The following is a 26441-nucleotide window of genomic DNA, read 5'->3' as shown; positions in this document are numbered from 1 at the left end:
TATGGAAAATCTTTTTGCTGGGGTAGGAGACAACCCACCCCTCGCCCCTCCCCCTCCCAGGAGGGGAAGGACCGAGTCAGGAGAAGTGGGAATAAGCGAAGAGGTAGGAGTAAGAATTGTCCCAAGATTGTTCTGCCCAAATATTTACAGCGGTTTTCATTTGAGTAGACCACAGTAGGGGCGAATGGCATTTGCTAACGCAAAGCTCCGAATGGCGCCCTTATATCATGTCCGGATAATTAGTGCGGAAACTGCTGTAACTATTGGACAATAGATAAATAGAACATCAATGTTTGACATAAAAAGGCTGAAACTTTTACCTGTAAAAGCTTTGAGGTTTAATCAGCAGAGTCATAACTATTGGACAATAGATAAATAGAACATCAATCATCCCCAAATACAGCGATCGCTTTCTCTGTAGAGTCATAACTATTGGACAATAGATAAATAGAACATCAATCATCCCCAAATACAGCGATCGCTTTCTCTGTAGAGTCATAACTATTGGACAATAGATGAATAGAACATCAATCATCCCGAAACACAGCGATCGCTTTCTCTGTAGAGTCATAACTATTGGACAATAGATGAATAGAACATCAATCATCCCGAAACACAGCGATCGCTTTCTCTGTAGAGTCATAACTATTGGACAATAGTTAACGAAGTCAGAAGTCAGAAGTCAGAAGTCAGAAGTTATTTTTGTAAAGGGAATTTGAGCAACTCTCCAAAAATATTGCGCCAGTCAAGGCGGGGTTGCGCGACCCATGTTATTTTGATAAATAGAACATCAATAATCGCCAAACACAGCGATATAGCTGCGGAATGGATGTTAAGAACGCTACTTTCATGCAACAAAGCCATTGTCAATTGTCAACTATCAATTGGTAATATTAGTATCTCAAGTAGTAATATCAGAAATTGAAACAAAATGACAGTTTCTTCAGAAAGTAAGGTAGGAATTGTACTTGTATCCCACAGTGCAAAATTAGCCGAAGCTGTGGCAGAACTAGCAAAACAAATGACCCAAGAACGAGTACCAATAGCGATCGCTGCCGGAATAGATGACCCAGAAAATCCTTTTGGCACTGATGTTCTGAAAGTACAAGAGGCTATAGAATCTGTTTATACTGATGCAGGAGTTGTAATATTCATGGACTTAGGCAGTGCCATAATGAGTGCTGAAATGGCCATAGAATTACTCCCCCCAGCCCAAAAAAATCATATTAAAATCTGTCCTGCACCTTTGATAGAGGGAGCGATCGCTGCAATAATTCAAGCTTCTTTGGGAGCCAATATTCAACAGGTAATAGCTGAAGCAAATGGAGCTTTAATGACTAAAAGTTCTCAGCTTAATGTTGATGAAGCTATCCCAATAAATATTGAAAATACTCAAAATAAAGATGACGAAACACCGTCAGAAAAAATCAAAATTACGGTCAAAAATTCCCAGGGGATTCATGCTCGACCTGCTGCTAAGTTAGTAGTCATAGCTAATAATTTTTCTGCTAAAATTACTCTGCAAAATTTGACTAAAAATAGTCATATAGTCAATGCTAAAAGCATTAATCAAGTTATGAAATTAGCAGTAAAAAAAGGGGATGAAATAGAAATAGAAGCCACGGGCAATAAAGCTGTTGATGCTTTAAAAGAAATACAAGAATTAATAACAAACAATTTCGATGAAGCCGAAGTAATAGTCAAGAAAACACCAAGAATATTAACCAAAGCAGATGCAAATAATAAATTAGTAGGAACTCCAGCATCTCCAGGAATTGCCATTGGAAATGTAGTGCATGATCGAGCAGAAATTCTAGAAGAAGTTGAAGACTATCCTGTAGAAAATTCCGAGGCAGAGTGGCAATACCTACAGTTAATGTTGCAAACTGCTAAACAGGAAATTCAGAGAATAATTGACAGTCTATCTGACCAAAATAAAAGTGATAATAATCAAACCGATATTTTTCAAGCACACCAATTATATATAGAAGACCCCACCCTGTTAGAGCAAGTACATCAGCTCATTTTTGCACAAAATCGCTGTGCAGCAGTAGCATGGAAAACAGCTATTGAGGAAATGATAGCCACTTACCAAAAATTAGAAGACCCCTACTTGCAAGCGCGTGCCATAGATATCAAGGATGTGGGAGGACGAGTGCTACAACTACTGACAGGTAGGAGTAGAAGAACTCTAAATTTGTCAAAACCTGGTATTTTGGTAGCTCCAGACTTAACCCCCTCCCAAGCAACCCAACTGCAACCAAATTTAGTCTTGGGTATCTGTACTAGCGCTGGCAGTGTTACCGCCCATAGTACGCTGATTGCAAATATGTTGGGTATTCCGATGGTGGTGGGAGTAGGCAGTCAGTTATTGTCATTAACCCCAGGGTCTCAAATTGCCTTAGATGGGGAAACAGGTGAAATTTGGCTCGAACCGAATCAGGCACAGTTGCAGGAGTTACAAGCAAAACAAGCGCACACTTCCAGTACATTTCAACAGCCCCAAGAGGCAATTACTCAAGATGGCAAAAAAATTCCCTTGATGGCAAATATTCTGGGGGTAGCAGATACAAAATTGGCTCTGGAGCGAGGTGCCGAAGGAGTGGGTTTATTGCGGACTGAATTTCTTTATCTCGAACGCAACACAGCGCCAACAGAAGCAGAAGAATATGAAACTTATCGGGCGATCGCTGAAATTCTGGGAACTCGCCCTCTCACTATCCGCACCCTAGATATTGGTGGCGACAAAGTACTTCCCTATATTAAGCAGGAGTCAGAAGCAAATCCTGTTTTGGGATGCCGTGGTATTCGAGAAAGTTTAGATAATCCAGAAATTTTGAGGAGTCAGTTACGGGCAATTTTGCGGGTAAGTCACGGACATAATATTAAGGTGATGTTCCCAATGGTGACATCTGTGCAAGAAGTACGCGCGGCTAGGGAGATTTTGACAGAAGTTGAGCACTCACTTCTAGAACTTCCCTCTTTTCCTGGTGTGGGGAATATAAAAGTGGGAATTATGATAGAAGTACCAGCAGCAGCGATGATGGCTGACCAGTTGGCGCAGGAAGTAGATTTTTTCAGTATTGGTACAAATGATTTAAGTCAATATGTAATGGCGGCTGACCGCACTAACTCAAAAGTTGCTCATCTTGCCGATGGTTTTGAACCTGCGGTATTGCGGATGATTCAGCAAACTGTCATTGCTGCCCATCAGGCTAGCATTTCGGTGAGTGTTTGTGGTCAGTTGGCATCGAGTCCATTAGCAGTACCGATTTTGTTAGGGTTGGGAGTGGATGAGTTGAGTGTAGCTCCACCAGCAATATCTACGGTCAAGAAAGTGATTTCTCAGTTAAATGGGTCTCAGGTAGAAGCGATCGCTCGTGATGTGTTGCAATTAGATGGAGCGAAGTCGGTGAAAGAGTATATTGTTGGTCAACTAGGGCTAGTTATTTTATAGTTGGGAGTGGGGAAGTGAGGGAGTGGGGGAGTGGGGAAGTGAGGGAGTGGGGGAGTAGGGGAGTGGGGGAGATTAAAGGCTTGAAGTAATTTAAGAAATTATCAACAGGACTTACGCAAAGACACTATATATAGCGTATAGTAAGTAGAGCGATTGCTGACGCAAAGCTCCGCTAACGCTATAATAGGTTAAGCGATCGCCTCAAAACAAGTATCATAATCAGGACTTACACAAAGACACTATATATAGTCAGTAATTATGCAAATAAACTGCATATAGCGTTATCACTAAAGGTTGATCTATTTAGCGATCGCTTGAAAAAAATCTAAAAATTTAAAAAGCTTAACTCAAGTAACTTGATATTATTGGGTATACTAATTTAGTGTGCCCAATAATTATTTATCAATATATTTAAGATGAATTTTAATTATTTAAAATATTGTCAGTATTTAATAAGTAGCCAGAAAAATTATACTCTGACAAATCTTGCTGACCATCTCGAAGAAGTTAGCCATGATCAAATTAACCGTCCTGAAAAAAAATCTTGATTTAGGAGCAGAAATTTTGTGGCAAAATGTGCAGGAGAAAATTATAACTACTGAAGATGGTTATTTAATTTTTGATGATACAGTTATCAATAAAAAATATTCCCGTGCGTATTGAACTTGTTCGACGTCAGTATAGCGGTAATGAACATAGGGTAGTTTGCGCTCCGCAAGGCTACGCCAACGTGGAATAGGAATAGTTAACTGCCTATATTTTAATCCTCAATCTAGTTCGATTCTGGATTATAGATTATCGTATATATGCTCCAGAGAGTGATGAAAAGAGTAAAATAGATCATGTAGAATAAATGATGGTTGATGTAGTAAAAAAGAAGAAAATACCAGTAAAAACAGTATTAATGGATAGCTGGTATGCAACCCAAAGACTTATGGCCTTAGTAGATAATTTAGGTAAAATTTACTATTGTCCGTTAAAAAGGAATCGTTTAGTAGACGATACCGGAGGTATAAAAAAATATCAAAACCTGGAATATTTAACATGGAATGAGTGGGAATTAGTATCAGGAAAAATTATTAAAGTTAAAGGTTTCCCTAGAGATAAAAAAGTCAAATTATTCTGGGTTACTGTTTCCACAAATAGAACAGAATATATTGCTACTAACGACCTGAATCAATCCTGTAATGATGACGTAGAGTTTGAAATCCAAACTCGATGGAAAATAGAAGAATTTCACTCCAGAATTAAACAATTAACAGGACTGGAGCGTTGTCAATGTCCTTTGAATCAAATCCAAAGAAATCATATTGCTTGTGCTATGTTAGCTTGGAATTATTTGAAGAAATTGGCAACTATTATTGGTCGAACTATTTATAAGCTTAAGCATCAATTATTATCTAAGTATCTATTCTCTGAACTGAAATATCCTTCAATCAAAATCACACTTATTTAACTTGTTAAAAGTTGAGTTTTGGTTAGAAAATTTAGGGGGATCGCATTAAAATTTAAATAGCGATCACTCTACTTGCTATACGCTATATATAGTGTCTTTGCGTAAGTCCTGATCAACATATACTATATAACCGAATTCTATATCATTCCCCGTTTCTCCTGTCTCCAGTATAGCTGTCTCCTACCCCTACTAAAAGACTAGTGAAGCGCAAACCCTAATTATTAATTGTTGAGAGTTTTCTTGATATGTCTGGACTCATAGATTTAAGATAAACTTATACCTTGTCAAAACTTTTTCTTAACTATGGTAAACAAAGAGCAAATTATCCAATGGCTACAAGCAGTAGCAACAGTATTACAAGAAAATAAAAATTATCTCACAGAATTAGATGCCATTATTGGTGACGCTGACCATGGCATTAATATGAATCGTGGCTTTCAGAAAGTCGTAACTCAACTACCCACTGTTGCTAATAAAGATATCGGCAGTATTTTGAAAACTGTGAGTATGACTTTAATCTCTTCTATAGGTGGTGCTAGCGGACCTCTATATGGCACTTTATTTTTGCGAATAAGTGCTGTAGTAGCGGGGAAGTCGGAAATAACAACAGAAGATATGGCTAAAATATTGGTAGCAGCAGTTGAGGGAGTAGTGCAGCGAGGTAAAGCTAACTTGGGAGACAAAACCATGTTAGATGCTTTGTCACCTGCAGCAGATACTTTTACAGAAGCAGCGGAAAATGGTTGTAGTTTAGTGGAGAGCTTGAAACAAGCTGTAGATGCTGCTGAACAGGGAATGAAAAATACGATTCCGATGTTAGCCAAGAAAGGAAGAGCAAGTTATTTGGGCGATCGCAGCATCGGTCATCAAGACCCAGGAGCAACTTCAACTTATCTCATACTCAAGACCTTGTTAGATACTTTAGAAAGCGATCGCCAGATTAATTAGGGTTTGCGCTTCACTAGTCTTTGAGTAGGGGTAGGGGTAGGGGTAGGAGACAGGAGACAGGAGACAGGAGACAGGAGACAGGAAGAACGGGGAATGAGCGAGGAGGTAGGGGTTCAATAATTGATAATGGATAATGGATAATTGATAATTACCTCTCCCTAAAAGGAAGAGGATTGAATAAAAGGAAAAAATTGATTTTTTTCCCCTTGAAAGGGGAGGTTTTAAACCTGAATTATTTAATTATTTAATTATTAATTCTTCGGTAAGAATTGTCCCAAGATTGTTCTGCCATAATCGTCCAAAATACTAGCTTTTTGAGCGTTTTAGACTGAAACAGGGGCACTGCAATTCGACCCCAAAAAGGTACTTGTCTTTATATATCAATGCTTTTAGATTTAATCAGCAAGCCCTAATTAACAATTATGAACAAATTTTGGAGTATTATAGCTATTATTTTCAGCTCTATTAGTTGCCCAATTTTTATCCACCATTTAGTTATATCAAAACCTATTATTTTTTCGCAAAATTTAGCTATAGCCAATCAGAAATACAATAGGGTATATGGCAACATACCTAAACAAAATATAGGAGACAATAGAGAACTTTGTGTAAGTCCTGAAATTGTCGAAAATACTATTTATAAATACAGAAAAATTGGAGCTATTGTAGAATTAGAAGGTTTAAATTTACCCCGCCCAAAAGTCACAGGTAAAGCAACTATCCCTTTTCAATTTTTAACAGGAGGAAAAGCTTTTACTTTAACAGCAACTCTGGGAAAAAGATCGGGTAATTTCTTATTAGATACTGGTGCTTCTACTTCCATTATTGCCACAGAAACTGTAAAAGAATTAGGTTTAACGGGAAAACCAGTACCGCAAGAACTTTTAACCTATGCAGTAGCGGGAGATGAATGCCCAGAGATGAAAGCTAATTTGCATCGTTTACCCGTGTTAAAAATTGATAATGTCAAAGTAGAAGGGTTAACAGTTTTAGAATTTACTACTACTATCATGCCAGATGGATTATCAGGAGTTTTAGGAATGGATATTTTGAGTAATTTTGATGTAGAAATTCATCCTCAAACTCAAGAATTAAAATTATTGCCTCCTACTCCAATACCTACTACAAATATTGATGATGCTATTCCACTTAAAGCGAAGTTAGGTGTGGTGTTAGCTGAGGTAGAAATTAATGGCAAAGGTCCGTTTATTTTTATGTTAGATACGGGGGCAGAAAGTATTTTTATTTCTCAAAAATTAGCTAATCAGTTAAATATTTCTGCTGCTGAGAGACAGGAAATTCGAGTGCAAGGTTTTTGTGGAATAGAAATGGCAGAATATGCCTCTTTAGCTAAAGTGAAAATGGGAAATTATCAACTCACAAATTTAGAAACAGTGATTTTATCTTCCCCTGTATTGAAATTATTAGAAGTTGATGGAATTTTAGGGCAAAATTTTTTGAACAATTATCAGCAATATTGGCGCTTTAATCAAAAAAATCCAGAAAATTTTCCGGCGGATGGAAGTTTATTATTAACTCCTTAAAAAGCGTTTCGGTCCGGAATGCTCCGCAAACAGATACCATTAACAAATTTTAGGCTAATAGCTAATAGCTGATAGCTAGTTAACTAAATGCGGATAGTTTTTACCGAAAAATTGTGGTCTAAAGTCTCCCCTTTTAAGGGGATAAAAAAAAGAGAATATTCCATATTTCAAGCCTCCTTATTGCAGAGGTACTGTTAACTAAGTTTCGACCATAGGAGGCTAACTGATAACTGATAATACCAATTTCCATGCATTAATGCTATACTTCCGATGAACTTCAGTTATTAAGTAATAATAATCGTTTAGTAATGTTTATAAAGATTATCGGCATTAAACCAAGATATCTTATCTCTTTTAACCCTACTCCCTACTCCCTACTCTCAAGGATATGTAGCAATAATGCGTGAGATTTGGTATAACTGATAACTGATAACTGAAATGACACTCTTGAAATATCTATTTTTTTGAGTACATATTAGTTATCGTATAAGTCAGGAGTCATAAGAAAAGAGGAATAAATGAAAAAGGAAGGATTAGAGTGGGAATTATCTGGGGAAATTCCGGCATTTTATCTCTGCATTGAATGGAAGTAGAGAGTGCGATAACTATATAGATTTTACAGCAGATTCCAAGTATATGAAGTACAGAGATTAACAATTGAATGAATTCAAGTGCGGACATCTTGCCCGTGATAGGTGTACCTCACCAAAGTGGAATGTGCTGTATATAAAACTTTATTGTAGCAAGCATAAAAAAGAAAAAAAATCTTTTAGTTAATCCTATAGTTTTAAGAAGAGGTAATTGTTAATTATTGAACTATTTGAGGCTGTTCATACAACAAATTAATTTGAGAATACCTTTGTTGTATCCCCAGCAAGCAAGATTTAACTTCAGACCTAAAACCTAACACCTAAAACCTAACACCAATTCCCAAAAATAATGCTATACTCCCGATGGGACTTCAGTTATTAAGTAATAATAGTGGTTCAATAATTTTTGTAATGATTATTGGCATTAAGCCAAAATATCTTATGTTTTTGAACCCTACTCCCTACTCCCTAGTCTCAAGGATATGTAGCAATACTTTTGATATTTGGTATAACATCTACAACCTAAAACCTATAGTGTTAAGGACAAGTAATTGTTAGTTATTGAACTATGTTAGGTTGTTCATCCAACCAATTAATTTGAGAATACCTTTGTTAAATCACCAGCAAGCAATATTTAACTTCAGACCTAAGATTTAACACCTACCACCTTCTTCAATCTTTTAGCAATTCTCAAACATTTATAAAAAGTAGCAATCAAAAATACTTCAGCAAAAACTTTAAATATTTCCTCTATACTCCTGAGCCATTCCCTTTGCATTTCTTGAGTTTCATTCAACAAATTTGATGTTTCTTGACCTTGAGTCAAAAAATCAAGTGCAATGGAACAACAAGCTAAAATCAAAGCAATCTTAAAATAACTAAAAGCCTCTCGATATTGATAAAACTCCTGACGAAAATAGTAAATTACCAACAACCCAATAATCCCGTAAATCACAATAATTAAATCGTCAATACTATCAGTCAAAGCAGTTTCCTGAATTTGAAAGATCCAATGAATAAATTTATCTAACCTTTCATGGATTTGAATTAGTTCATCCACAGCGCAAAACACAAAACCAAAAGTCAAAAACTGCCAAAGTATTTGATAATTCTTTCCAGACTGAGATACCTCTTTTCTGCCAATTCTTAAACGATAAATTTTCCAGTTAATTCCAGCAATAATTAATAACTGAATACCCGATAACCAATTAATCAAAGACCCCTCATCAAAATATCGATATGGTCCTTTATCCAGTAGTATTGCCCGGAAGATAACAGCAGCGATCGCCACAAAATCCACAAGTAATGCGGTTGATAGTAGTTTTTTAGTAGAAAATCCTGACATCAAAATTATTAATAGGAGGGAACAGGGAACAGGGAACAGGGAACAGGGAACAGGGGATAGGGGGAAAGAACTGATAATTTATGTACGGTAATTGATTTTATTTTGTATTTTTGGAGATGTCTATTATTCAGATTGTATTACCTGAATAAGTGTTCTATATCACTATCAAAACTTTATATTATATCCGCTCAATAACACGAGCAAACTCCGCGCGTGCTGACGCAAACAAAAAACTTTCTTTTTTTTCCCTTCTTATACCTTAATTTATTTCTGCTCCTAACTACTCCTAAAATCCTGACTCCTAACTACTCCTAAAATCCTGACTCCTGACTCCTGACTCCTGACTCCTGCTTCAATCATAAGTTAAACTTATGTTGTGATTAGATATAAATATTAATATTTTTTTCAATATTTATTTACAAAGGTTTACAAAGTTTAGTAATATAGAATTGACCAAAGGTAAGTATTTGTTCTCACTGTTATGGCAACTCAATTTCCCTGGCTGACCACAATCGTCCTACTGCCACTTCTGGCCGCCCTACTCATTCCCGTCATCCCCGATAAAAACGGAAAAACCATGAGATGGTACGCCCTTGGTGTAGGAATTATAGATTTTGCACTGATGTGCTACGCCTTCTGGAATAGCTACAATGCCAGCGACTCAGCTTTTCAACTCGTAGAAAAATATGCCTGGCTCCCTCAGATAGGTCTAAGTTGGGCAGTATCAGTAGACGGTTTATCTATGCCACTGGTACTTTTAGCTGGCCTGGTAACAACACTCTCAATATTCTCGGCGTGGCAAGTAGACTACAAACCACGTCTTTTTTACTTTCTAATGCTGCTGCTATACTCCGCCCAGATAGGAGTATTCGTAGCCCAAGACATGATGTTACTGTTTATTATGTGGGAACTAGAGCTAGTTCCTGTCTACCTGCTCATTTCCATCTGGGGTGGCCAAAAGCGTCGCTACGCTGCAACAAAATTCTTGCTCTACACAGCAGCAGCTTCCATATTTATTCTAGTGGCAGCCTTAGGAATGGCCCTATACGGTGGCGGCAATATTACCTTCGACATGGTGGAACTAGGTCTGAAAGATTATCCACTGACCTTAGAGCTTCTACTTTACGCAGGATTATTAATCGCTTTTGGAGTCAAATTGGCCATTTTCCCTCTACATACATGGCTACCTGATGCTCACGGCGAAGCTTCTTCACCTGTATCAATGGTTCTGGCAGGTGTATTGCTCAAAATGGGTGGATATGGATTAATTCGCCTCAACTTAGAAATGCTCTCTGATGCTCATGTTTACTTTGCTCCTATTCTGGCAATTTTGGGTGTTGTTAATATTGTTTACGGCGGGTTGAATTCTTTCGGACAGTCTAATATGAAGCGCCGTTTGGCTTATTCATCTGTAGCTCACATGGGGTTTGTTTTGTTAGGTATTGCTTCCTTCACTGACTTGGGTGTGAGTGGTGCTTTACTACAGATGATTTCCCACGGTTTAATTGCTGCGGTGTTATTCTTCCTCGCGGGTATAACTTACGATCGCCTCCACACTCTGAAGTTGGAAGAAATGGGTGGTCTAGGTCAAGTGATGCCAAAAGTATTTGCTCTATTTACAGTTAGTGCCATGGCATCCTTAGCACTTCCTGGAATGAGTGGGTTTGCTAGCGAACTGATGGTATTCGTCGGAGTGACTAGCAGCGACGTTTATAGTTCGACTTTCCGCACTGTAACAGTTTTTCTCGCAGCAGTTGGTTTGATTTTGACACCTATTTATCTGCTTTCCATGTTGCGTCAAATGTTCTACAGCACTGGTAAAGCACCTGCTTGTATCCTCAAAGATACTCCTTATGAAAATGAAGTTTTAGATGAAGCAGTTTGTTACGGTACTAACTGTGTGTTACCTGCCAATGCCATCTATACTGATGCCAGACCACGAGAAGTAGCGATCGCTGCTTGTTTCTTGGTTTTGATTATTGGTATTGGTTTATATCCTAAAATGGCAACTCGGATGTACGATGCGAAGACAGTGGCAGTAAATAGTCAGGTTCGTCAATCATACACTTTTGCTAAAGCTAATCCTCAACTCTTTGCAAAAGGACCATTATTCCCCAAGATGCCTGAGTCTGAAGTATTATCAGTTTCCGGTATCTTCAAATAATATAGCTATCAGCAATTAGCTTTTAGCTTTTAGCTTGGTTTCAAACTATTACTTTTAGTTAGTTTACAGTAGGGATGTTGCATACAATATCCCTACTATTTTTTGTCAAAATTTTCTGCAACATAGCAGAAGGAAGAAGGAAGAAGGAAGAAAGAAAAATCTTACCGAAAAATTGTGGTCTAAAGCCTCCCCTTTTAAGGTGATAAAAAAAAAGATAATTCTGTATTTCAAGCCTCTTGCTTTCCTAGGTCATGCTGCGCAAACAGCGAGAGGTACTGATAACTGATAACTGATAACTGAAATGACGTTGTCTAAGTTTTAAGTTGTCGATCTGTCCGCTTCCTTTCCTTCGACTGCTATAAGATCAAATCTGGTAGCATTGGTATAATTAGATAGTTAATTAGGAGTCAGGTAGGAAAGCTGTCGGTAGGACAACGTATAGAATTAATAGCTTAGATTGAACTACTCAAACAAAATTTTCTAAGTATTCAAGCCAAATTAATTATATATTTGATTGTCAGCTTAAATAGGCAGAAAAAATTATTTTTAGATTAACTACTCAAACACAAAAGTCTATTTTATTTCCTATTCCTTGTTCCCTCACTAAAAAAAAATAAAATGGCGACAAAAAAATAAAAATACTGCTAGAAAACGCCCAAACTGCAAGAAGAAATTTAAACTGCCATCCCTATCTTTTTCTTTTATACTTCCACCCACTGATAATGATTATGAGTGGGTAGAAAGTAGTCAAACACTAAATTGTCCTCATTGTAAAGCTAATTTAACAGTATCAGTACGCCAATCTCTTTCTGGAGAAGTGCAAGAAATAGGTAAATTAGAACTGTATTAAAATTATCCTCACTCAAAAGTTTCTAGCAAGGGTTGAAATTTTATTTACTTACAGCAGATTGTAAGTATATGAGGTACAAATATTAATGATAAAGTCTTTGTAGTGCGGGCATCTTGCCCGCAACAGAAGTACCTCACTGATATGAAATATGCTGGTGCATCTACATAATACTTCGCGATCGCCAGTTATAAATTTAAACAATTTATTTAGAAAATTTGTAAAATCTATCACAGTAAAATCTCAATTTTTCTTCTACGAACGTAAAATTCAACTTACTAGAGAAAATTTCATATTTTCTTACAATTCTAGTATTAACTGTAGCTATATAATATATAAGTATTTTTAGTAAATTCTCACAACTTATAGTTAACTAAAGTATCAGCAATACCAGAGGAGAAACAAGATGAAAAACCGAGATTGGTTTTTGACTGAAGACGGTCAATGTCAACCTTGTGAAACTGTGAATGAATGGAAATTATTAAGAGAAAATTATCGATTGTATAGATTCTTAACAGAACTAGAAGATACTCTAAAAGATGCCACAGATGAAGCGAGTTCTCTACAGAAAATTCGACTTTTAGTTAGACAATTTATTACTAATTCATACTGGCTGCAAAGTCAAGAACCAGAACCTTGCGAAAAAACAGGAACTTCGGTTATTTTATTATACGATGAGTTAGGATTTCCCTTAACAGTACAAACAGTAAAGTTCATGCCAGGTACAATTTCAACAATTCATAATCATGGTACCTGGGGAATAGTAGCAGTATTAAAAGGCCAGGAAAAAAATACTTTTTGGAAACGTAATCCTGACCCAGAAAATAAATATAAAATTGAAAGAGTTGGAGAAAAAATATTACAACCAGGAGACTTAATTAGTTTCACTTCTAATGCTATTCATAATATAGAAGTAATCGGAGATGAACCTACATTTACTTTTAATATTTATGGTGAAACAAAATCTTCTGAAAGGTTTGAATTTGATCCAGTTGCACAAACAGCTAAGAAATTCTGAATAAGGAATTAGGAAGAAGGAAAATATATTGGCAATAATTTCGAGCAAATCATCAACTATTACAGTATCTTCAATAATAGACCTCTGCGAAAAATATATAGATTTTTTGTAGGAGTAGGCAACAGGCAACAGGCAACAGGCAACAGGTAAGATATTTTTACGAAAAAGGCACGAAAAAGGATTTTTTAGGGTGAATTTTTCGTATCCTTAGCCTGCTCTAATTAAAAGGTTTATTTATCAAAATAATTGGGTCGCGCCACCCCGCCTTTTAAGGCGAAATATTTTTGGAGCGGAGCTCAAATCCTCGTTACAAAAATAACTTCTGACTTCTGACTTCTGACTTCGTTAATTTCTGGAGATGTCTAATAATATAGAGATGAAAATTCCTGAGAGGCTGTTTTTCAACAATTAATAATTAATAATTAATAATTAATAATTACCTCTCCTTAAAAAGAAGAGGATTGACTCAAAGGAAAAATTTGTCTTCTCTTGGTCGATTGGATATGGCGAGGAAACCCGTTCTTACAGACCCGCTCCGAAGATCGCCATCTCACCCTTCGGGAAGCTCCGCTAACGACCGCTTTTTTCTCCTTTAAAGGAGAGGCTTTAAACCTTAATTATTCGGTAAAGAATTATGAAGTTTTTTTGCCTTTGTTAATCTGGTTGTGCATCATATCAAATCCGTTTTATTGGACATAAAAAAATTCTTCAATCGTCATAACTACGCTCATCTTTGTAATTCTCTCTCCTCCTGACTCCTGACTCCTAAATAATTAAGATTAATATCATACACGCGCTTCACCAACGGCGGACATTTTTCTGTTCCCTATTCCCTGTTCCATGACAACCCAAATTTATTGTCCTAAACAAGACGTAATGATATAAAATTAGAACTGCTCAAAACCAAGAATAAAAGGAGGAAAATATGAGCAGTGGAAAAACTGTCGCACTGAGCAAATATGCTCAACATAAATATGGCATCGCCGCTCAATCTTTAATTGATTTTGAGGTAGGAGTCAATTGTGGTTGCGCGTTATTGGCGATCGCTGGAGCGGATGGACAACTGGCAGAAGCAGAATTTCAGTGGTATATTGACGAACAGGAAATGGTGGCAGTAGACTCGGAAGCATTTCAAGAGTATATTGAAATCCTCCGCAAATTCGATTGGAAAAATGCTAACCTTGAAGAGCTATTGAGTCAAATAAAATTTAATTTTCCACTTAATTTTCGCCACTCCCTATTGTACCAAGCGATCAAAATGAGTCGAGCTGATGGGTTCTACCATGAAAAAGAAAAAGCGGCGGTGGCTAAAGCGGCAGAAATTTTAGGCGTTGACAGCAAGGTGGTTGTTAGTCTAGAGTCGGTTGCCGAAATGGAAGATACAGCAGATCGACTGCGCATTGCTTTATTTGAAACAAAAGCTTAATTCTGCCTTATATCTATAGCGATTGCATATCTGTAATAGCGAGAGAGGACTTGAAGCTACTTGTCCAACAAGTAAATCCAAATCCTCTCATATAGAATCCGGTTATATAATAAGTGTTCAACCTGATTTTATATTAGGCAGAAACCTGGTTTACCACGGTAATGTTTTCTGATTTTTTCACTAATGAGGGATCATACCCTAAACTGTAACGTTATAGTTATTGAAATTTTTGGATGAGATCAAATCCGTTGGCTTCGGAGTAATATAATTCCTATCGTCAGTAGGGAAAAAATGTTGCTCATTCCTAGAATTTCGACTTATTATTCCTCACTACTGAATTATACTAATGCTACCGGATTTGATATGATATAGAATCCAGTTATATAAGCAGAAACCGGGTTAATCGCGGTAATGTTTTCTGATTTTTTCACTAATGAGGGATCATATCCTAAACTGTAACGTTATAGTTATTGAAATTTTTGGATGAGATCAAATCCGCTTATATAATAGAGTTGTCGCTAAATAGATAGAAAAAATCGCTCAAATTAAGACACAGTAGTAATTCCATACGTTTTGCACTGGAAATTGCTAAAATCCTTACATGATAAGGGTTTAGCAGTTTTTTATAGTTATAAAGCGACAAGTCTAATAAGTGTTCAACCTGATTTTATATCAAACTTTATTCAGCTAGAGGTTCGATGACAATTGTTCCTGGTTGTGCAGGTCGGGGCATAGTCTTATAGTGCTTTAACTGTAGGTCAATGCCTTGAGCTGAAACTTCGTAGCGACTGTAAAGCTCCGATAACAGAATAGACTGCATCTGTACCGAGAAGATTCTTCCAGGGCACTTGCGAGGGTTTCCCTGAGAGTTGGTCATGCTGAAGGAATTGATCTCATAGCGATCGCGTGCAAGTACCGAATTGAGGTTTTCGCGATTAGATTTTAAGATGGCATCTATATTTGTTGGGTCGAATAGGTTCGGATTAGGGAATATCGACGGATCGGAGTTCGCCTGCTGACGATCGAGCCACATCATAGTGCCCTGCGGAACTGTGACCGAACGCCCCTGATGCTGAAGAACAAAAGGGGTAGTCGTGCGACGCCATAATGCTGTGGGGTTGCTACCACCTAAGCGTAATGCCTCTAGTACAACTTTATTGATGAAGGATAGTTTTTCCTCATTACCACCAGAACGAGCCTCGGTAACAACGCTTGCTTTAATATCGGGCGAGGTTTCCAAAAAAGCAAGGAGCCACAACATACTCAAGGCAGTAGTTTCGTAAGTTGCCACGATGATAGCACCGAGTTCCTTCAACTTGGCGGGGTCGAGATTCTCAATTTCTGGGATTGTTAGCGATCGCTCCCAGAGAGCAAAGTGCCGCCGGATCAGGTTCGAGTCAGGAGCTGCTTCCAAGGCTTCAAAGTTGTCTGTCAGAAGCTGGCGAACAAACGGAATAATGGTTTCAAAGTCGCTCATAGCCGCAGGGTTGACCTTACCGATCGCCTCCGAGGCAATATCTATGAAGTCCCGCGTCACTCGACCATACTCTGTTGATGCCAAATAAGTTGTCAGGGGCGTTTGAGTCAGGTCAAGTATTCCGGGAACGAAGCTGTCTACATGGGCGACAAGGAAAAGTGCAAAGTCGTCGAGAGGCATTTCTTGACTCGCCACACTTTTGAGGTAGTCCACAGCGTGTTTTCTCACAGTTGGCTCAAGCTTGGCGATGAAATTTAGATTGCCAAGGGATCTCTCCACTGCAGCTCGCTTCCCTGGGCGAAGGGGATGGTCGTTTGGCAGAGTGCCGACAAAATCACCGAATAGCCCACTGACCGGGTCTGTAGATGGTGCTAGAACCTGGTCTCTCGTGAGGGGAACATTCGTGTTTTGGTAAATGGCAATCTGTCCATTAAATCGGAAAGAGCAAATGCCCCCGTTTGCCTCAGCACAAGCACTAATACCTGAAGTGCGAAAATAGTTTGATGCTGATTCTCCTCTATCGACAGTTGCTTGGCGAAAGGCATTTCCGTGGTCTTGGAAAAGATTTGGGCCAAAATGATGGGCAAGTACGCCGGGGAAAGGAGAGCTAAAATATCGAAATAGCCAAAAAGTGCCAAGCAGGCGTTCCCCCCATCTGTTTACTCGCCCCCAGAGATGCAGCCAGAGTGGCATTGGCGTCCTTGTGAGAGCATTTTCTGGTCGTTCTGAATTGGTCATAGTACTGGTTCCTCGCTAGACTACAAGATAGATTTTCAGGATTATATCAAAGTTAAGTGGCTACTTAGGGCTTGCTGATTAACCCTCAAAGTATTTACAGATAAAGGATTTAGACTTTTTGGAGCGAAAAAAGTGCAAGCTTGTCGGTTGCTCAAGCTCAAAAAGTTAGCATTTTGAGCAGACAAAGGCGGAAAAATCAAGGGACAATTCCTCCTCCAACCTCCTCTATTAATTCCCATTTATCCTGACTTCCCCTCCCAGGAGGGGAGGGGTTAGGGGTGGGTTGACTCCTGTCTCCTGTCTCCTTGCCTTACCCATAAGACTTTTTCAGCAAACCCTACTTATGCATAGTTAGCGCTTCTTAAAATGGAGAGATACTATTATTAATTGCTTAATCTCTTCCAAAATATCTGGATAATCTCCGTTGACAATCTCAGTTAGGGTGCTGAATGTTCCTGGGTATACCATGACCGAAAACCCACGCTTTTGAAGACAGGCGAAAATAGCAAATTCCTCTAAGAAGTAGTCACAGGATCGGCGAATGCGCTGCTCGAGCAAGGTATCGCTCTGGTTTGAATATCGCCTAATCTGATAGTTGCGACTAAATGCTTCAACTGACGAGCGGAATTTAGCATTGCTTTTAAAATATATCTGGAGATATTGGTGAAAGTGTGCATAATCATCCCAGGTCTGAATTTGACTGCAAGTCTCGAAGGTAAATTTAGTCTGCTCTCCAAATGCCTTAAAAATATGTTCCTGTTCCCGAACGAAAGCACGACCAATTTCTAAAGCTTCAACCAGTGCAGTTTCTTGGTCTAGCGATCGCTTCAGTTCTATATTGATACGGTGAATGCTGTCTCCCACCAAGACTAGACAATGGGAAAACCTCCGGGAAATCCATTCAACCATGGCCTTAACCTTTGCTGGTTGAAAATTACTATTCTCAAGACTCACTCCTAAAAAACAGGAATCAAGTTGTTCAAAATTAGTCCTGGCACAGAGAGGATGTACAGAATCAATTTTAGCTTTATATTGCAACCCAAGAATTAATTCCGAGGTTGGAGAGTTATTTAATCGCTCTAGAACTGGTGGTAAAGAAGCCATAAACATTTTTATCAGACAACAAACAAGTAATATCATGTCCGGTAGCATCGGTATTGTATAGCAAAGGTAAGGAACGGGAAACAGACAGGAAGGTTTAATAGCAAGAAAAAAAAACTTAAATTTCCTGTATATACTCACCCTTGGGTTTACACAAACGATTGCCTTCGGGCATGATATAATATCAAATCCGGTAGCATCGGTGTAATTAGATTATTATGGTGGGGAGTGTGGGGACCCACCCCTAACCCCTCCGGTGGAGGGGAATTATCGAGAAATATTTGGTAATGGTTGAAGATGGAACATTTTTTTATACCGAATTAAACGGATTTGATATAACTGAATATTGAAAACTGGGGGAATTAGGATCGGGGTGATTAACTGTTGAATGAAAATTGTATAAAATAGTTGGTATTTGTAACAAATGTGTGTTAATATTAAACAGGTAACTAAAAAAATGAAATAATTCTGCATGAATGCGACTTGTTGACAGACATATTATTAACCGAACACATAACTTTTGGCGAGTGTGTGATGAGTTAGCCTTTAAGTCAAAAAACTTGTATAATTTGGCTAATTATTACTGTCGTCAGCATTTTTTCTCTACTGGTCATAGTCTGGATTTAACCAAACTATACCATGCAACCAAAGAGAGTGATGCCTATAGATCATTACCAACTAAAGTATCAAAACAAATAATCAAATGCTTGGTTGCCACTTGGCGTGGTTATTTTCAGGCAATCAAAGAATGGTCAAAACATCCAGGGAAGTTTTTAGGTAAACCCAAAATACCAAAGTATAAGAATAAAACTCAAGGTAGAAATGTAGTTATATATTCAAAGGAATCAGTCTATAAAGCCCCTCTAAAAGATGGTATTTGTCACTTATCCATGAGTGAAATCAAAATACCTGTAGTTGTGGAAACTGTAATCGAAGTCAGGATAGTACCTGCTACGAGCTGCTATATAATTGAAGTACTGTATGAAAAAACTCTTCAGCCACAAATACACTCAACATATGTAGCCGGAATAGACTTAGGGATTGACAGATTAGTAGCTCTATCTACAAACAAGCCCGGTGTTAAACCTATGCTGATTAACGGGAAGCCACTAAAAAGCGTCAATCAACTATATAATAAGCGTAAAGCTAAGTACCAAAGTCATCTCAAAGGCAACAGAAAAACTAGCCGTAAGATTGAAGCGTTAACCTACCGCCGAAATCGTTTTGTCGAGAATTATCTGCATAACACCAGTAAATTAGTGGTGAATTATTTAGTCACTAACAGAATTGGTATTGTAGTCATCGGCCAAAATGATAACTGGAAACAGGGTGCAAACATCGGTAAAAAAAACAATCAAAACTTTACCCAAATACCCCACTCAAAGCTAATTCAACAGATAACTTATAAATGTCAACTAGCTGGTATCAAAGTTATGGATACAGAAGAAAGTTACACTAGTATTACTTCTGCACTTGACCTAGAATTGCCATGTCAGCAGGAAAATTATGTGGGAAAACGAGTCAAACGTGGTTTGTTTAGAAGTGGAACTGGTAAAGTGATTAATGCGGATATCAATGGTAGTCTTCAAATTATCAGAAAGAAATTCCCAGAGTGCTTTACTGCCGAGGGAATAGTGAGCTGTGCCGTACAGCCTATATTGGTTAATCCAATATCAAGAATTTAACAACTGCAATTTTCTACAGTTTTTTTCGTACGGTGACGTTTAACAAACTGCTCTTGTAGGCATCAGTTTAATACACATCGCTTATTTGCATAAGTTCTCAAGTTTTGTCTTTTTGATACAGAGCTTAGAACTGGGAAGCCATAACGCGGGACTTATAGCTCCCTCGAACCCCCACAATAGCACAATAGTTAAAAGATTAACAAAGGCCAAAAACACTTCATAATTCTTTACAAACAGCCTCTGAGAAGATAGCCTTCTTCCATCTTGTCATTTCCTTCATATAATATAATCATGTTTGTACAATTTTAATTACAGAATAGATTTGAGCAGAAGTGAATGTATTGAAAAATAATAAAAAAATGTTTAACTCATAATCTCCTGGATTTAACTTATGATATTACTTTTGACTTAGAAAACAATGTCTAATCCTCTCCTTTCGCTCAACTATGAACCTGCCATCCAAGCTTTAGGTGGTGACTATTATGATGAAGTACTTGCTGCTGAATTTCCCCAACATATTTTGCGGTTTCGTAATGATAAATTGCTCCCTAAAATAGGACTAACTCCTGAAGATGTTAAGGATGAGCATTTTATTGAAGCTTTTGGTAAATTTCATTGTGTCGGACCTTTTTTAGCTCTACGTTATCACGGTTATCAATTTGGTGAATATAATCCTTATTTAGGAGATGGTAGGGGTTTTCTTTATGGTCAAGTGCGTGGGGTAAATGGTGAATTATATGATTTTGGCACAAAGGGTTCCGGTAGAACACCTTATTCTCGCAGTGCGGATGGCAGACTGACTCTAAAAGGTGGGGTCAGAGAGGTATTAGCCGCCGAAATGTTACATCGTCATGGGGTTCGTACTTCTCGATGTTTGAGTTTGATTGAAACTGGGGAGGGGTTATGGCGTGGAGATGAACCTTCTCCTACTCGTTCATCGGTGATGGTACGTTTTAGTAGTTCTCATGTCCGGTTTGGTACCTTTGAAAGGTTGTATTATTTCAAACGTCCCGACTTAACTAAAAAGCTATTAGATCATGTAATTGATTATTATTATTCTGAATTAAAAGAACAGAGCGATCACTATTCTTTATTCTACTCAGAATTAGTAAAAAGAGTTGCGAAATTAGTGGCTCAATGGATGGCTGCGGGATTTTGTCATGGTGTATTAAATACTGATAATATGTCAATTACTGGGGAAAGTTTTGATTATGGTCCTTATGCTTTTATTCCCACTTATGACCCCAAATTTACAGCAGCTTATTTTGATTATTCTGGTCTTTATCGTTACAGTCATCAACCGTTAGTTTGTAAGTCAAATTTACACTTACTTCAAGACGCATTAGCTGCAGTTATTGACCGAGAAAATATGAGGGCGAGTTTAGATGAGTTTGATGATGTTTATCTGCTTGAATATAGGCGATTAATGATTAATAGGTTAGGGTTTGAACATTTGCCAGAAACAGATGCAGAAAAGTTACTTCAGCTAACTATTAAACTGCTGGAAAGTTCTCAGGTTGGCTATCACGATTTCTTTTTAGGATTGAGAAAAGAATTTTCTCCAGATTGGCGTGATGATGTTAATCAAATTTTTGCTGATTTTGAACAATCAGAATTAATGGAGTCGTGGCGACAATATTATTATCATTTATTACAGACTTATTCTAATGATGAATTAAAAGCAATGGCAGAAAGGTTGAAGCAATATAATCCTCAACAAAGTTTAATTCGACCTATAATTGAATCAGTATGGGAATCCATTACAGTAGAGGATAATTGGCAGCCATTTTATGATTTACTGAAGCAAATATGTGATTGAAGAGGCAGGAGGCAGAAGGCAGAAGGCAGAGGGAAAGAAAAGGTTAGAAGGGAGAAAGTTTTTTTTATAACTGATTATCCGGACATGATATAAGTCCTAATAATATCAATTTGTCTTCTTACCAGATTAACTAAATTTGTAGGGATTAACGGCCGTTAATCCCTACAAATGGTGTATAATTTCCCTGTTTGCGTAAGTCCTGTTTATATCAAATCCCCTTAATTGCATTATTATAGCAATGTGCGCTGGCATATTTACAAATTACAAGAACTGTCCAATAGCTAAAAGTCTTATATCATGTCCGTTTATATCGTTTGTGTAAACCCAAGGGTGAATATCTACAGGAAATGATGGTTTTTTCTTGCGAGGGTAGCCTTCTTCCCTCTTCCCTCTTTCTTCTTCCTTCTTCCTTCTTCCTTACCTTTGCTATACAAGACCGATGCTACCGGACATGATATTATACTATCGGTCTTTTATTCCTCCTGTTGCCTGTTGCCTGCGCACAGCGCTATATAAAATCCGGGTAATTAGTCACTGCATTCGTCATTGCGACTGGAACGGAGTGGAAGGAAACAATCTCGTTTGACCATGAGATTGCTTCCCTTCGGTCGCAATGACAACTGTTGCCACTTTGCAAAGATACCAAATGGCTATCTATAGATAATCATAGGTTTCTCAGAACGGCATAATCATACCCATAATCAGCAACGGTAATCAATAAATCTTGCTTTGATAAATCCCTTATAATTCAGTTTTCCATGCTTTAGCTAGACAAAATTTAAGTTTTTCAGCTAATACCATTACGTGAGGTTCACTCAACATGGTAATATGATTTCCAGGAACCACATGAACCTCTACAGGTTGACTAGAAAACTGGTTCCATCCCCAAGTTGTATCTGTGGGAATGTCACCAAGCATTCCCAATTCATCCCGATCAACTTTACTTGTACGGAACAGGGTAATCGCACCTTGATAGCTTCTTTGTGGGAGATAACTCATAAAAGCCAATTCCTCAGCTTTAATAGTTTGGACAATCCCACGCACTCGTTCAATTCCTGAGTTAGGTGGCAATAAACTGACGATTTCCATCTGCCGTTTGAGATAGTTTAATTGTGCTTCAGGAGTTAAAGGTTTGAGGGTTTCATAAGAAATGTCGAAATTTTTCCCAGATAAAATTTCTAGCATATGGGCAATATTGGACAACCATCGGGTATCATCCCAATCTAGCTGTTTTGGGGTGGTACCTTGAAGTGGGGCGGGAAAGTCAAATAGGGCGAGTAGGGCGACTGTTTCTCCCTTCTGTTGTAGCTGTTGTGCCATTTCAAAAGTAACTAGACCCCCAAAGGAATGACCGCCGAGGAAGTACGGACTAGAGGGTTGAAGGGTTTGGATGGCTTGGAGGTAGTAGGCAGCTACCTCTTCAAGACTACTAAAGGGTTCTGATACCCCATCTAAGGATGGAGGTTGCAAAGCGTAAAAGGGTTGCTCGTTTCCCAGATGACGGGCAAGTTGGTGGAAGTAGACCACATTGCCACCGGAACCAGGCATACAGAAGAACGGTGGGTGGTTTCCTTGGGGTTGAATAGCAACTAAGGGAGACCAAGAGTGAGTATCAGTTTTTTGAGTGAGCGAAATTTTGGGTTGAATTTCTCTTATAGGCGTCCCCGCGTCCCCGCTTTGGCGCAGTAGAATGGCTAATTTTTCTAGGGTAGGACCTTGGAAAAGGGCTGCTAAAGATATATTTTGGCCAAATTCTTTCTCAATCTCAGCCATGAGACGCACTGCTAACAGAGAATGACCACCGAGGTCAAAGAAGTTATCATGCATTCCCACCTGTTCTATTCCCAACACTTCTTGCCAAATCTCTGCTAATGCTTTCTGTGTCTCTGTTTCAGGAGCAACATACTCCGTTGATACACTACTGATATTATCCGGTATAGGTAATGCCTTACGATCTACCTTACCGTTAGGAGTCAGTGGCAGTTGCGGCAACACTACAAACCCGCTTGGTATCATATACTGCGGCAACCGCTGTTTCAGATACTGTTTCAATTTTCCTATTGCTTCTGTCTGCGATCCTTCTGGAGTTTCACTTTCTAGCACTAGATAAGCGACTAGACTTTTATTACCAGAGTTATCTTCTGTTGCTAATACTACTGCTTGTTTAACACTGGGATGTTGAGTGAGAGTCGATTCTATTTCTCCTGTTTCAATACGGTATCCTCGCACTTTTACCTGGTTGTCGATGCGACCGATAAATTCTATATTGCCATCGGGTAAATATCTACCTAAGTCTCCTGTCTTATATAGTTTAGAGTTGTGAAGATCGAAAGGGTTAGGTATGAATCTTTCTGCTGTTAATTCTGGTCTGTTTAGATATCCTCGTGCTAAACCTGCACCACCAATATGTAGTTCTCCTGTTACTCCTATGGGTACTGGTTGTAAATCACGATCAAGGATATAAATTTTCAGATCGCCTAAAGCTTTTCCAATTGGACTACTGACCTGTTCTATGTTGTCTGTGCTTAAGATTTTGTATGTTACATGGACTGTTGTCTCCGTGATACCATACATATTGATTAACTGAGGGAATCGATCGCCATGCCGCTCAAACCAGGGGACAAGAGTTTTTATCTGTAGAACTTCCCCCCCGAAGATGACATATCGTAGTTTGAGAGCATCAACACTATAGTCTTGATCGACTTCAATTAGTTGAGTGAATGCAGATGGAGTTTGATTCAGGACAGTCACCTGATGTTGGACTAACAGATCGTAGAATTCTTTTGGAGAACGACTAACCCAGTACGGCTCCGGAGCTGTTGCTTTCCGGAGCTGTTGCCTGCGCACAGCGCTATAATTTTTCCTACCCACTTAATTAATTACGAAAAGTTGAAAACTCCTGAGTTAAAACCCAGGAGAATAAAAATGACATATTTGCAAACCTCCCAATCTATTCGGTGGAGAATTAAACTATTTAACAGCATTACTTATTAGTTGTATAGGTGCATCTCTCCAGAGTTGGTCTAATCTATTAGCTGGCATCGTTAAGTACAAAACATCACCAGAATTCAGAGTCGCATTTAGCAATTCCCAACCATGAATTTCTTTACCGTTGCTTTCTATATACAAAGGTACAAAATCAGCACTGCTAGCTGCTTGTTGAACAATTTTTCCACAAAAAGGATGTCCCGGTGTAATTAAAGTGGCTAACGCTACCCACAAACTATCTGTTGTAATCCCATTACCAAGAATTCTACCGCCGATAGCTGCTGCTGCAAAAGCAGGGGAAGCTAATTCTGTGGGACTAAGTACAGACTCAAACTCAAAAACCTGTTGCACCATTAGAGCTAAGTGCGGGTCTTGACTTCTCACCACAACTGTGATTTTAGGAACAAGTCCCTTGGCACTCAGAGCAATTTCTAAATTAACAATATCATTACCAGTTACAGCTAAAAGTGCTTCAGCTTTTTCAATATTGGCAACTTCTAGAGTCGTAGATAAACTTGCATCTCCCTCAATTACAGGAATTTTCATAGACCTGGCAGTACTGAGAAATCTACAGCTAGGGTTACGCTCTACCACTACTACTTCATACCCACTACCAATCAGTTGCTCGGCAATATGTAAACCAATGCCACCAAACCCACAAATAATGTAATGTTGTTTTAGTGGTATGCGGGCAGCATCCCAATACTCTTGGAAGCGAGTACCTAATACAAAATCATTCAGGAGCGCATAACAAATACCAACGATCGCCGTTCCCACAAGCATCATTATCGAAGTAAATATTTTGATACTGCCTGGTGCTTGTTCGGCTATTTTTTCATTTCCCCCTGCTCCCGTAATCATCCCAACTGTAAAATAGAGAGAATCAACAAAGCTGTTATTCAGATTTATACTAATATAAGTAATAGTGCAGAATAACACAGTTACTAAAAGAGCCAAGTTGAGAATTACTGCTGATTTACTGTGTCGCTGAAATTGCCTGAGTCTGCCAAATATTTTGAATAAGTAATAAACTAAATTTTGTCTGCGAGTTCGCAGCTTTGGTTTGCTAGAAAGAATCAGACGATCTCCTACCTGTAACTCCCGCTCTTCTACTACAGCAGAGACTAAATCTATTGGATCTGCCACTGGTATATAGTAGATCAACATTAGAGAGCGGTCGTCCCACAAAGAACTCAGTTTACGACCTTTCCAAGGATGATTATGGCCGATTAATTCTTCTCGCATTGGCCAGGTCTGATTGTATATGTGTAACTGGCCAATAGCATGATTTCCTAAAGCTGCAAAAGCAAACACTGGAGCTGCTAAAGCTGACACACTCATTGTTGTATGATCGGTTAGAGTGTGGTCTAAGCGATCGCCCAAACTTGTATTAAATAGGCGATTGATAATCCGAATTTTCGGATTGAGAATTCTTGCTAACATTAAGACGGCCAAATTAACAGACTCATCTTTCCCTGCTAAAACCAGAGTATGAGCGCTTTGAATGCCTGCTGCTAATAAGGTAGATGCTGAACGAAAGTTGCCGACAATAATCTCTGTACCCTCTCCACGGAGTGGGCGATCGCTTATACCTACAACTGTTGCACCCTGCTGTCTTAATAAACGGAATACTTTGTAGCCGGTACGACCCAAGCCACAGACTATTATTCTAGGTTTCATTAGATCGGGAAACTTATTAAAGTAATATTAAGAAGTCATCTTTTAGTTTGTACTATAAACTATCATTTATTATTTATACTAAAAAAAATGTAACTTACAACACTGTTTTTTTGCTAATATTTATCTTTGTTTTTTGTCAATAGTCATTCTTTTTATTG

15 protein-coding genes and 1 pseudogene are annotated in these 26441 nt (G+C 38.3%); 10 read left to right on the top strand and 6 right to left on the bottom strand.

Features of this window, described 5'->3' with window-relative positions; translation table 11 throughout:
• The first annotated feature begins 1 nt into the window (after window position 1).
• Window positions 2-178, top strand: coding sequence for a hypothetical protein (locus F6K06_RS04760; protein WP_161564362.1), 177 nt, complete (start codon window positions 2-4; stop codon window positions 176-178).
• Between the two features lie 138 nt (window positions 179-316).
• Here F6K06_RS04760 and F6K06_RS04755 read toward each other — a convergent pair whose 3' ends face one another.
• On the bottom strand, window positions 317-643 hold the full coding sequence (locus F6K06_RS04755) for a hypothetical protein (protein ID WP_287323184.1): 327 nt from the start codon (window positions 641-643) through the stop codon (window positions 317-319).
• 288 nt (window positions 644-931) lie between these two features.
• Between F6K06_RS04755 and ptsP the strand changes: the two genes are divergently transcribed.
• The 4 genes and pseudogenes from ptsP (at window position 932) to F6K06_RS04735 (ending at window position 7405) form a co-directional block, all read left to right on the top strand.
• Window positions 932-3457, top strand: a complete 2526-nt coding sequence (gene ptsP / locus F6K06_RS04750) for a phosphoenolpyruvate--protein phosphotransferase (protein ID WP_287243556.1) — start codon at window positions 932-934, stop codon at window positions 3455-3457.
• A gap of 416 nt (window positions 3458-3873) precedes the next feature.
• Window positions 3874-4913, top strand: a pseudogene (locus F6K06_RS04745) (transposase).
• Window positions 4914-5216: 303 nt separating this feature from the next.
• Window positions 5217-5861, top strand: a complete 645-nt coding sequence (gene dhaL / locus F6K06_RS04740) for a dihydroxyacetone kinase subunit DhaL (RefSeq protein WP_124147771.1) — start codon at window positions 5217-5219, stop codon at window positions 5859-5861.
• Between the two features lie 422 nt (window positions 5862-6283).
• Window positions 6284-7405: a retropepsin-like aspartic protease gene (locus tag F6K06_RS04735; protein WP_124147770.1), complete on the top strand. Its 1122-nt coding sequence runs from the start codon at window positions 6284-6286 to the stop codon at window positions 7403-7405.
• A gap of 1236 nt (window positions 7406-8641) precedes the next feature.
• Here F6K06_RS04735 and F6K06_RS04730 read toward each other — a convergent pair.
• The gene (locus tag F6K06_RS04730) at window positions 8642-9343 is read right to left on the bottom strand and encodes a hypothetical protein (RefSeq protein ID WP_287323183.1); all 702 of its coding nucleotides are present in this window, start codon (window positions 9341-9343) and stop codon (window positions 8642-8644) included.
• A 478-nt stretch (window positions 9344-9821) separates the two neighbouring features.
• On the opposite strand from F6K06_RS04730, the gene F6K06_RS04725 reads away from it, so the two are divergent.
• The 3 genes from F6K06_RS04725 to F6K06_RS04715 all read left to right on the top strand — a co-directional run bounded on the left by F6K06_RS04725 (window position 9822) and on the right by F6K06_RS04715 (window position 14795).
• On the top strand, window positions 9822-11504 hold the full coding sequence (locus F6K06_RS04725; protein ID WP_287243560.1) for an NAD(P)H-quinone oxidoreductase subunit 4: 1683 nt from the start codon (window positions 9822-9824) through the stop codon (window positions 11502-11504).
• Between the two features lie 1253 nt (window positions 11505-12757).
• Window positions 12758-13369: a cupin gene (locus F6K06_RS04720; protein WP_124147767.1), complete on the top strand. Its 612-nt coding sequence runs from the start codon at window positions 12758-12760 to the stop codon at window positions 13367-13369.
• Window positions 13370-14294: 925 nt separating this feature from the next.
• Window positions 14295-14795, top strand: a complete 501-nt coding sequence (locus tag F6K06_RS04715) for a TerB family tellurite resistance protein (protein WP_287243562.1) — start codon at window positions 14295-14297, stop codon at window positions 14793-14795.
• Window positions 14796-15474: 679 nt separating this feature from the next.
• On the opposite strand, the gene F6K06_RS04710 is transcribed toward F6K06_RS04715, so the two are convergent.
• The gene (locus tag F6K06_RS04710; protein ID WP_124147765.1) at window positions 15475-17010 is read right to left on the bottom strand and encodes a cytochrome P450; all 1536 of its coding nucleotides are present in this window, start codon (window positions 17008-17010) and stop codon (window positions 15475-15477) included.
• A 351-nt stretch (window positions 17011-17361) separates the two neighbouring features.
• Window positions 17362-18150 (bottom strand): tRNA-dependent cyclodipeptide synthase, encoded by a 789-nt coding sequence (locus tag F6K06_RS04705; protein WP_161565131.1) that lies wholly within the window; start codon window positions 18148-18150, stop codon window positions 17362-17364.
• A 437-nt stretch (window positions 18151-18587) separates the two neighbouring features.
• Between F6K06_RS04705 and F6K06_RS04700 the strand changes: the two genes are divergently transcribed.
• Window positions 18588-19796: a transposase gene (locus F6K06_RS04700; protein WP_287243563.1), complete on the top strand. Its 1209-nt coding sequence runs from the start codon at window positions 18588-18590 to the stop codon at window positions 19794-19796.
• A gap of 418 nt (window positions 19797-20214) precedes the next feature.
• A complete protein-coding gene (locus F6K06_RS04695) occupies window positions 20215-21615 on the top strand; it encodes a YdiU family protein (protein WP_124143571.1) in 1401 nt (466 codons plus the stop codon).
• Window positions 21616-22356: 741 nt separating this feature from the next.
• On the opposite strand, the gene F6K06_RS04690 is transcribed toward F6K06_RS04695, so the two are convergent.
• Both F6K06_RS04690 and F6K06_RS04685 read right to left on the bottom strand, forming a co-directional pair.
• A complete protein-coding gene (locus F6K06_RS04690) occupies window positions 22357-24462 on the bottom strand; it encodes a thioesterase domain-containing protein (RefSeq protein ID WP_287243564.1) in 2106 nt (701 codons plus the stop codon).
• Window positions 24463-24585: 123 nt separating this feature from the next.
• The gene (locus tag F6K06_RS04685; protein ID WP_124143569.1) at window positions 24586-26283 is read right to left on the bottom strand and encodes a TrkA family potassium uptake protein; all 1698 of its coding nucleotides are present in this window, start codon (window positions 26281-26283) and stop codon (window positions 24586-24588) included.
• Window positions 26284-26441: the final 158 nt, after the last annotated feature.

The sequence above is a fragment of the Okeania sp. SIO1H4 genome (genome assembly GCF_010672695.1).
Lineage (GTDB): Bacteria > Cyanobacteriota > Cyanobacteriia > Cyanobacteriales > Microcoleaceae > Okeania > Okeania hirsuta.
Note: the sequence above shows the minus strand (reverse complement) of the source record. Positions and strands in the feature narration are given on the sequence as shown.

Excerpts from the sequence above, each read along its gene's own strand:
- F6K06_RS04760 (WP_161564362.1), top strand. The coding sequence starts at position 2 with ATGGAAAATCTTTTTGCTGGGGTAGGAGACAACCCACCCCTCGCCCCT.
- F6K06_RS04755 (WP_287323184.1), bottom strand. The coding sequence starts at position 643 with ATGACTCTACAGAGAAAGCGATCGCTGTGTTTCGGGATGATTGATGTT.
- ptsP (WP_287243556.1), top strand. The coding sequence starts at position 932 with ATGACAGTTTCTTCAGAAAGTAAGGTAGGAATTGTACTTGTATCCCAC.
- dhaL (WP_124147771.1), top strand. The coding sequence starts at position 5,217 with ATGGTAAACAAAGAGCAAATTATCCAATGGCTACAAGCAGTAGCAACA.
- F6K06_RS04735 (WP_124147770.1), top strand. The coding sequence starts at position 6,284 with ATGAACAAATTTTGGAGTATTATAGCTATTATTTTCAGCTCTATTAGT.
- F6K06_RS04725 (WP_287243560.1), top strand. The coding sequence starts at position 9,822 with ATGGCAACTCAATTTCCCTGGCTGACCACAATCGTCCTACTGCCACTT.
- F6K06_RS04720 (WP_124147767.1), top strand. The coding sequence starts at position 12,758 with ATGAAAAACCGAGATTGGTTTTTGACTGAAGACGGTCAATGTCAACCT.
- F6K06_RS04715 (WP_287243562.1), top strand. The coding sequence starts at position 14,295 with ATGAGCAGTGGAAAAACTGTCGCACTGAGCAAATATGCTCAACATAAA.
- F6K06_RS04710 (WP_124147765.1), bottom strand. The coding sequence starts at position 17,010 with ATGACCAATTCAGAACGACCAGAAAATGCTCTCACAAGGACGCCAATG.
- F6K06_RS04705 (WP_161565131.1), bottom strand. The coding sequence starts at position 18,150 with ATGATATTACTTGTTTGTTGTCTGATAAAAATGTTTATGGCTTCTTTA.
- F6K06_RS04700 (WP_287243563.1), top strand. The coding sequence starts at position 18,588 with ATGCGACTTGTTGACAGACATATTATTAACCGAACACATAACTTTTGG.
- F6K06_RS04695 (WP_124143571.1), top strand. The coding sequence starts at position 20,215 with ATGTCTAATCCTCTCCTTTCGCTCAACTATGAACCTGCCATCCAAGCT.
- F6K06_RS04685 (WP_124143569.1), bottom strand. The coding sequence starts at position 26,283 with ATGAAACCTAGAATAATAGTCTGTGGCTTGGGTCGTACCGGCTACAAA.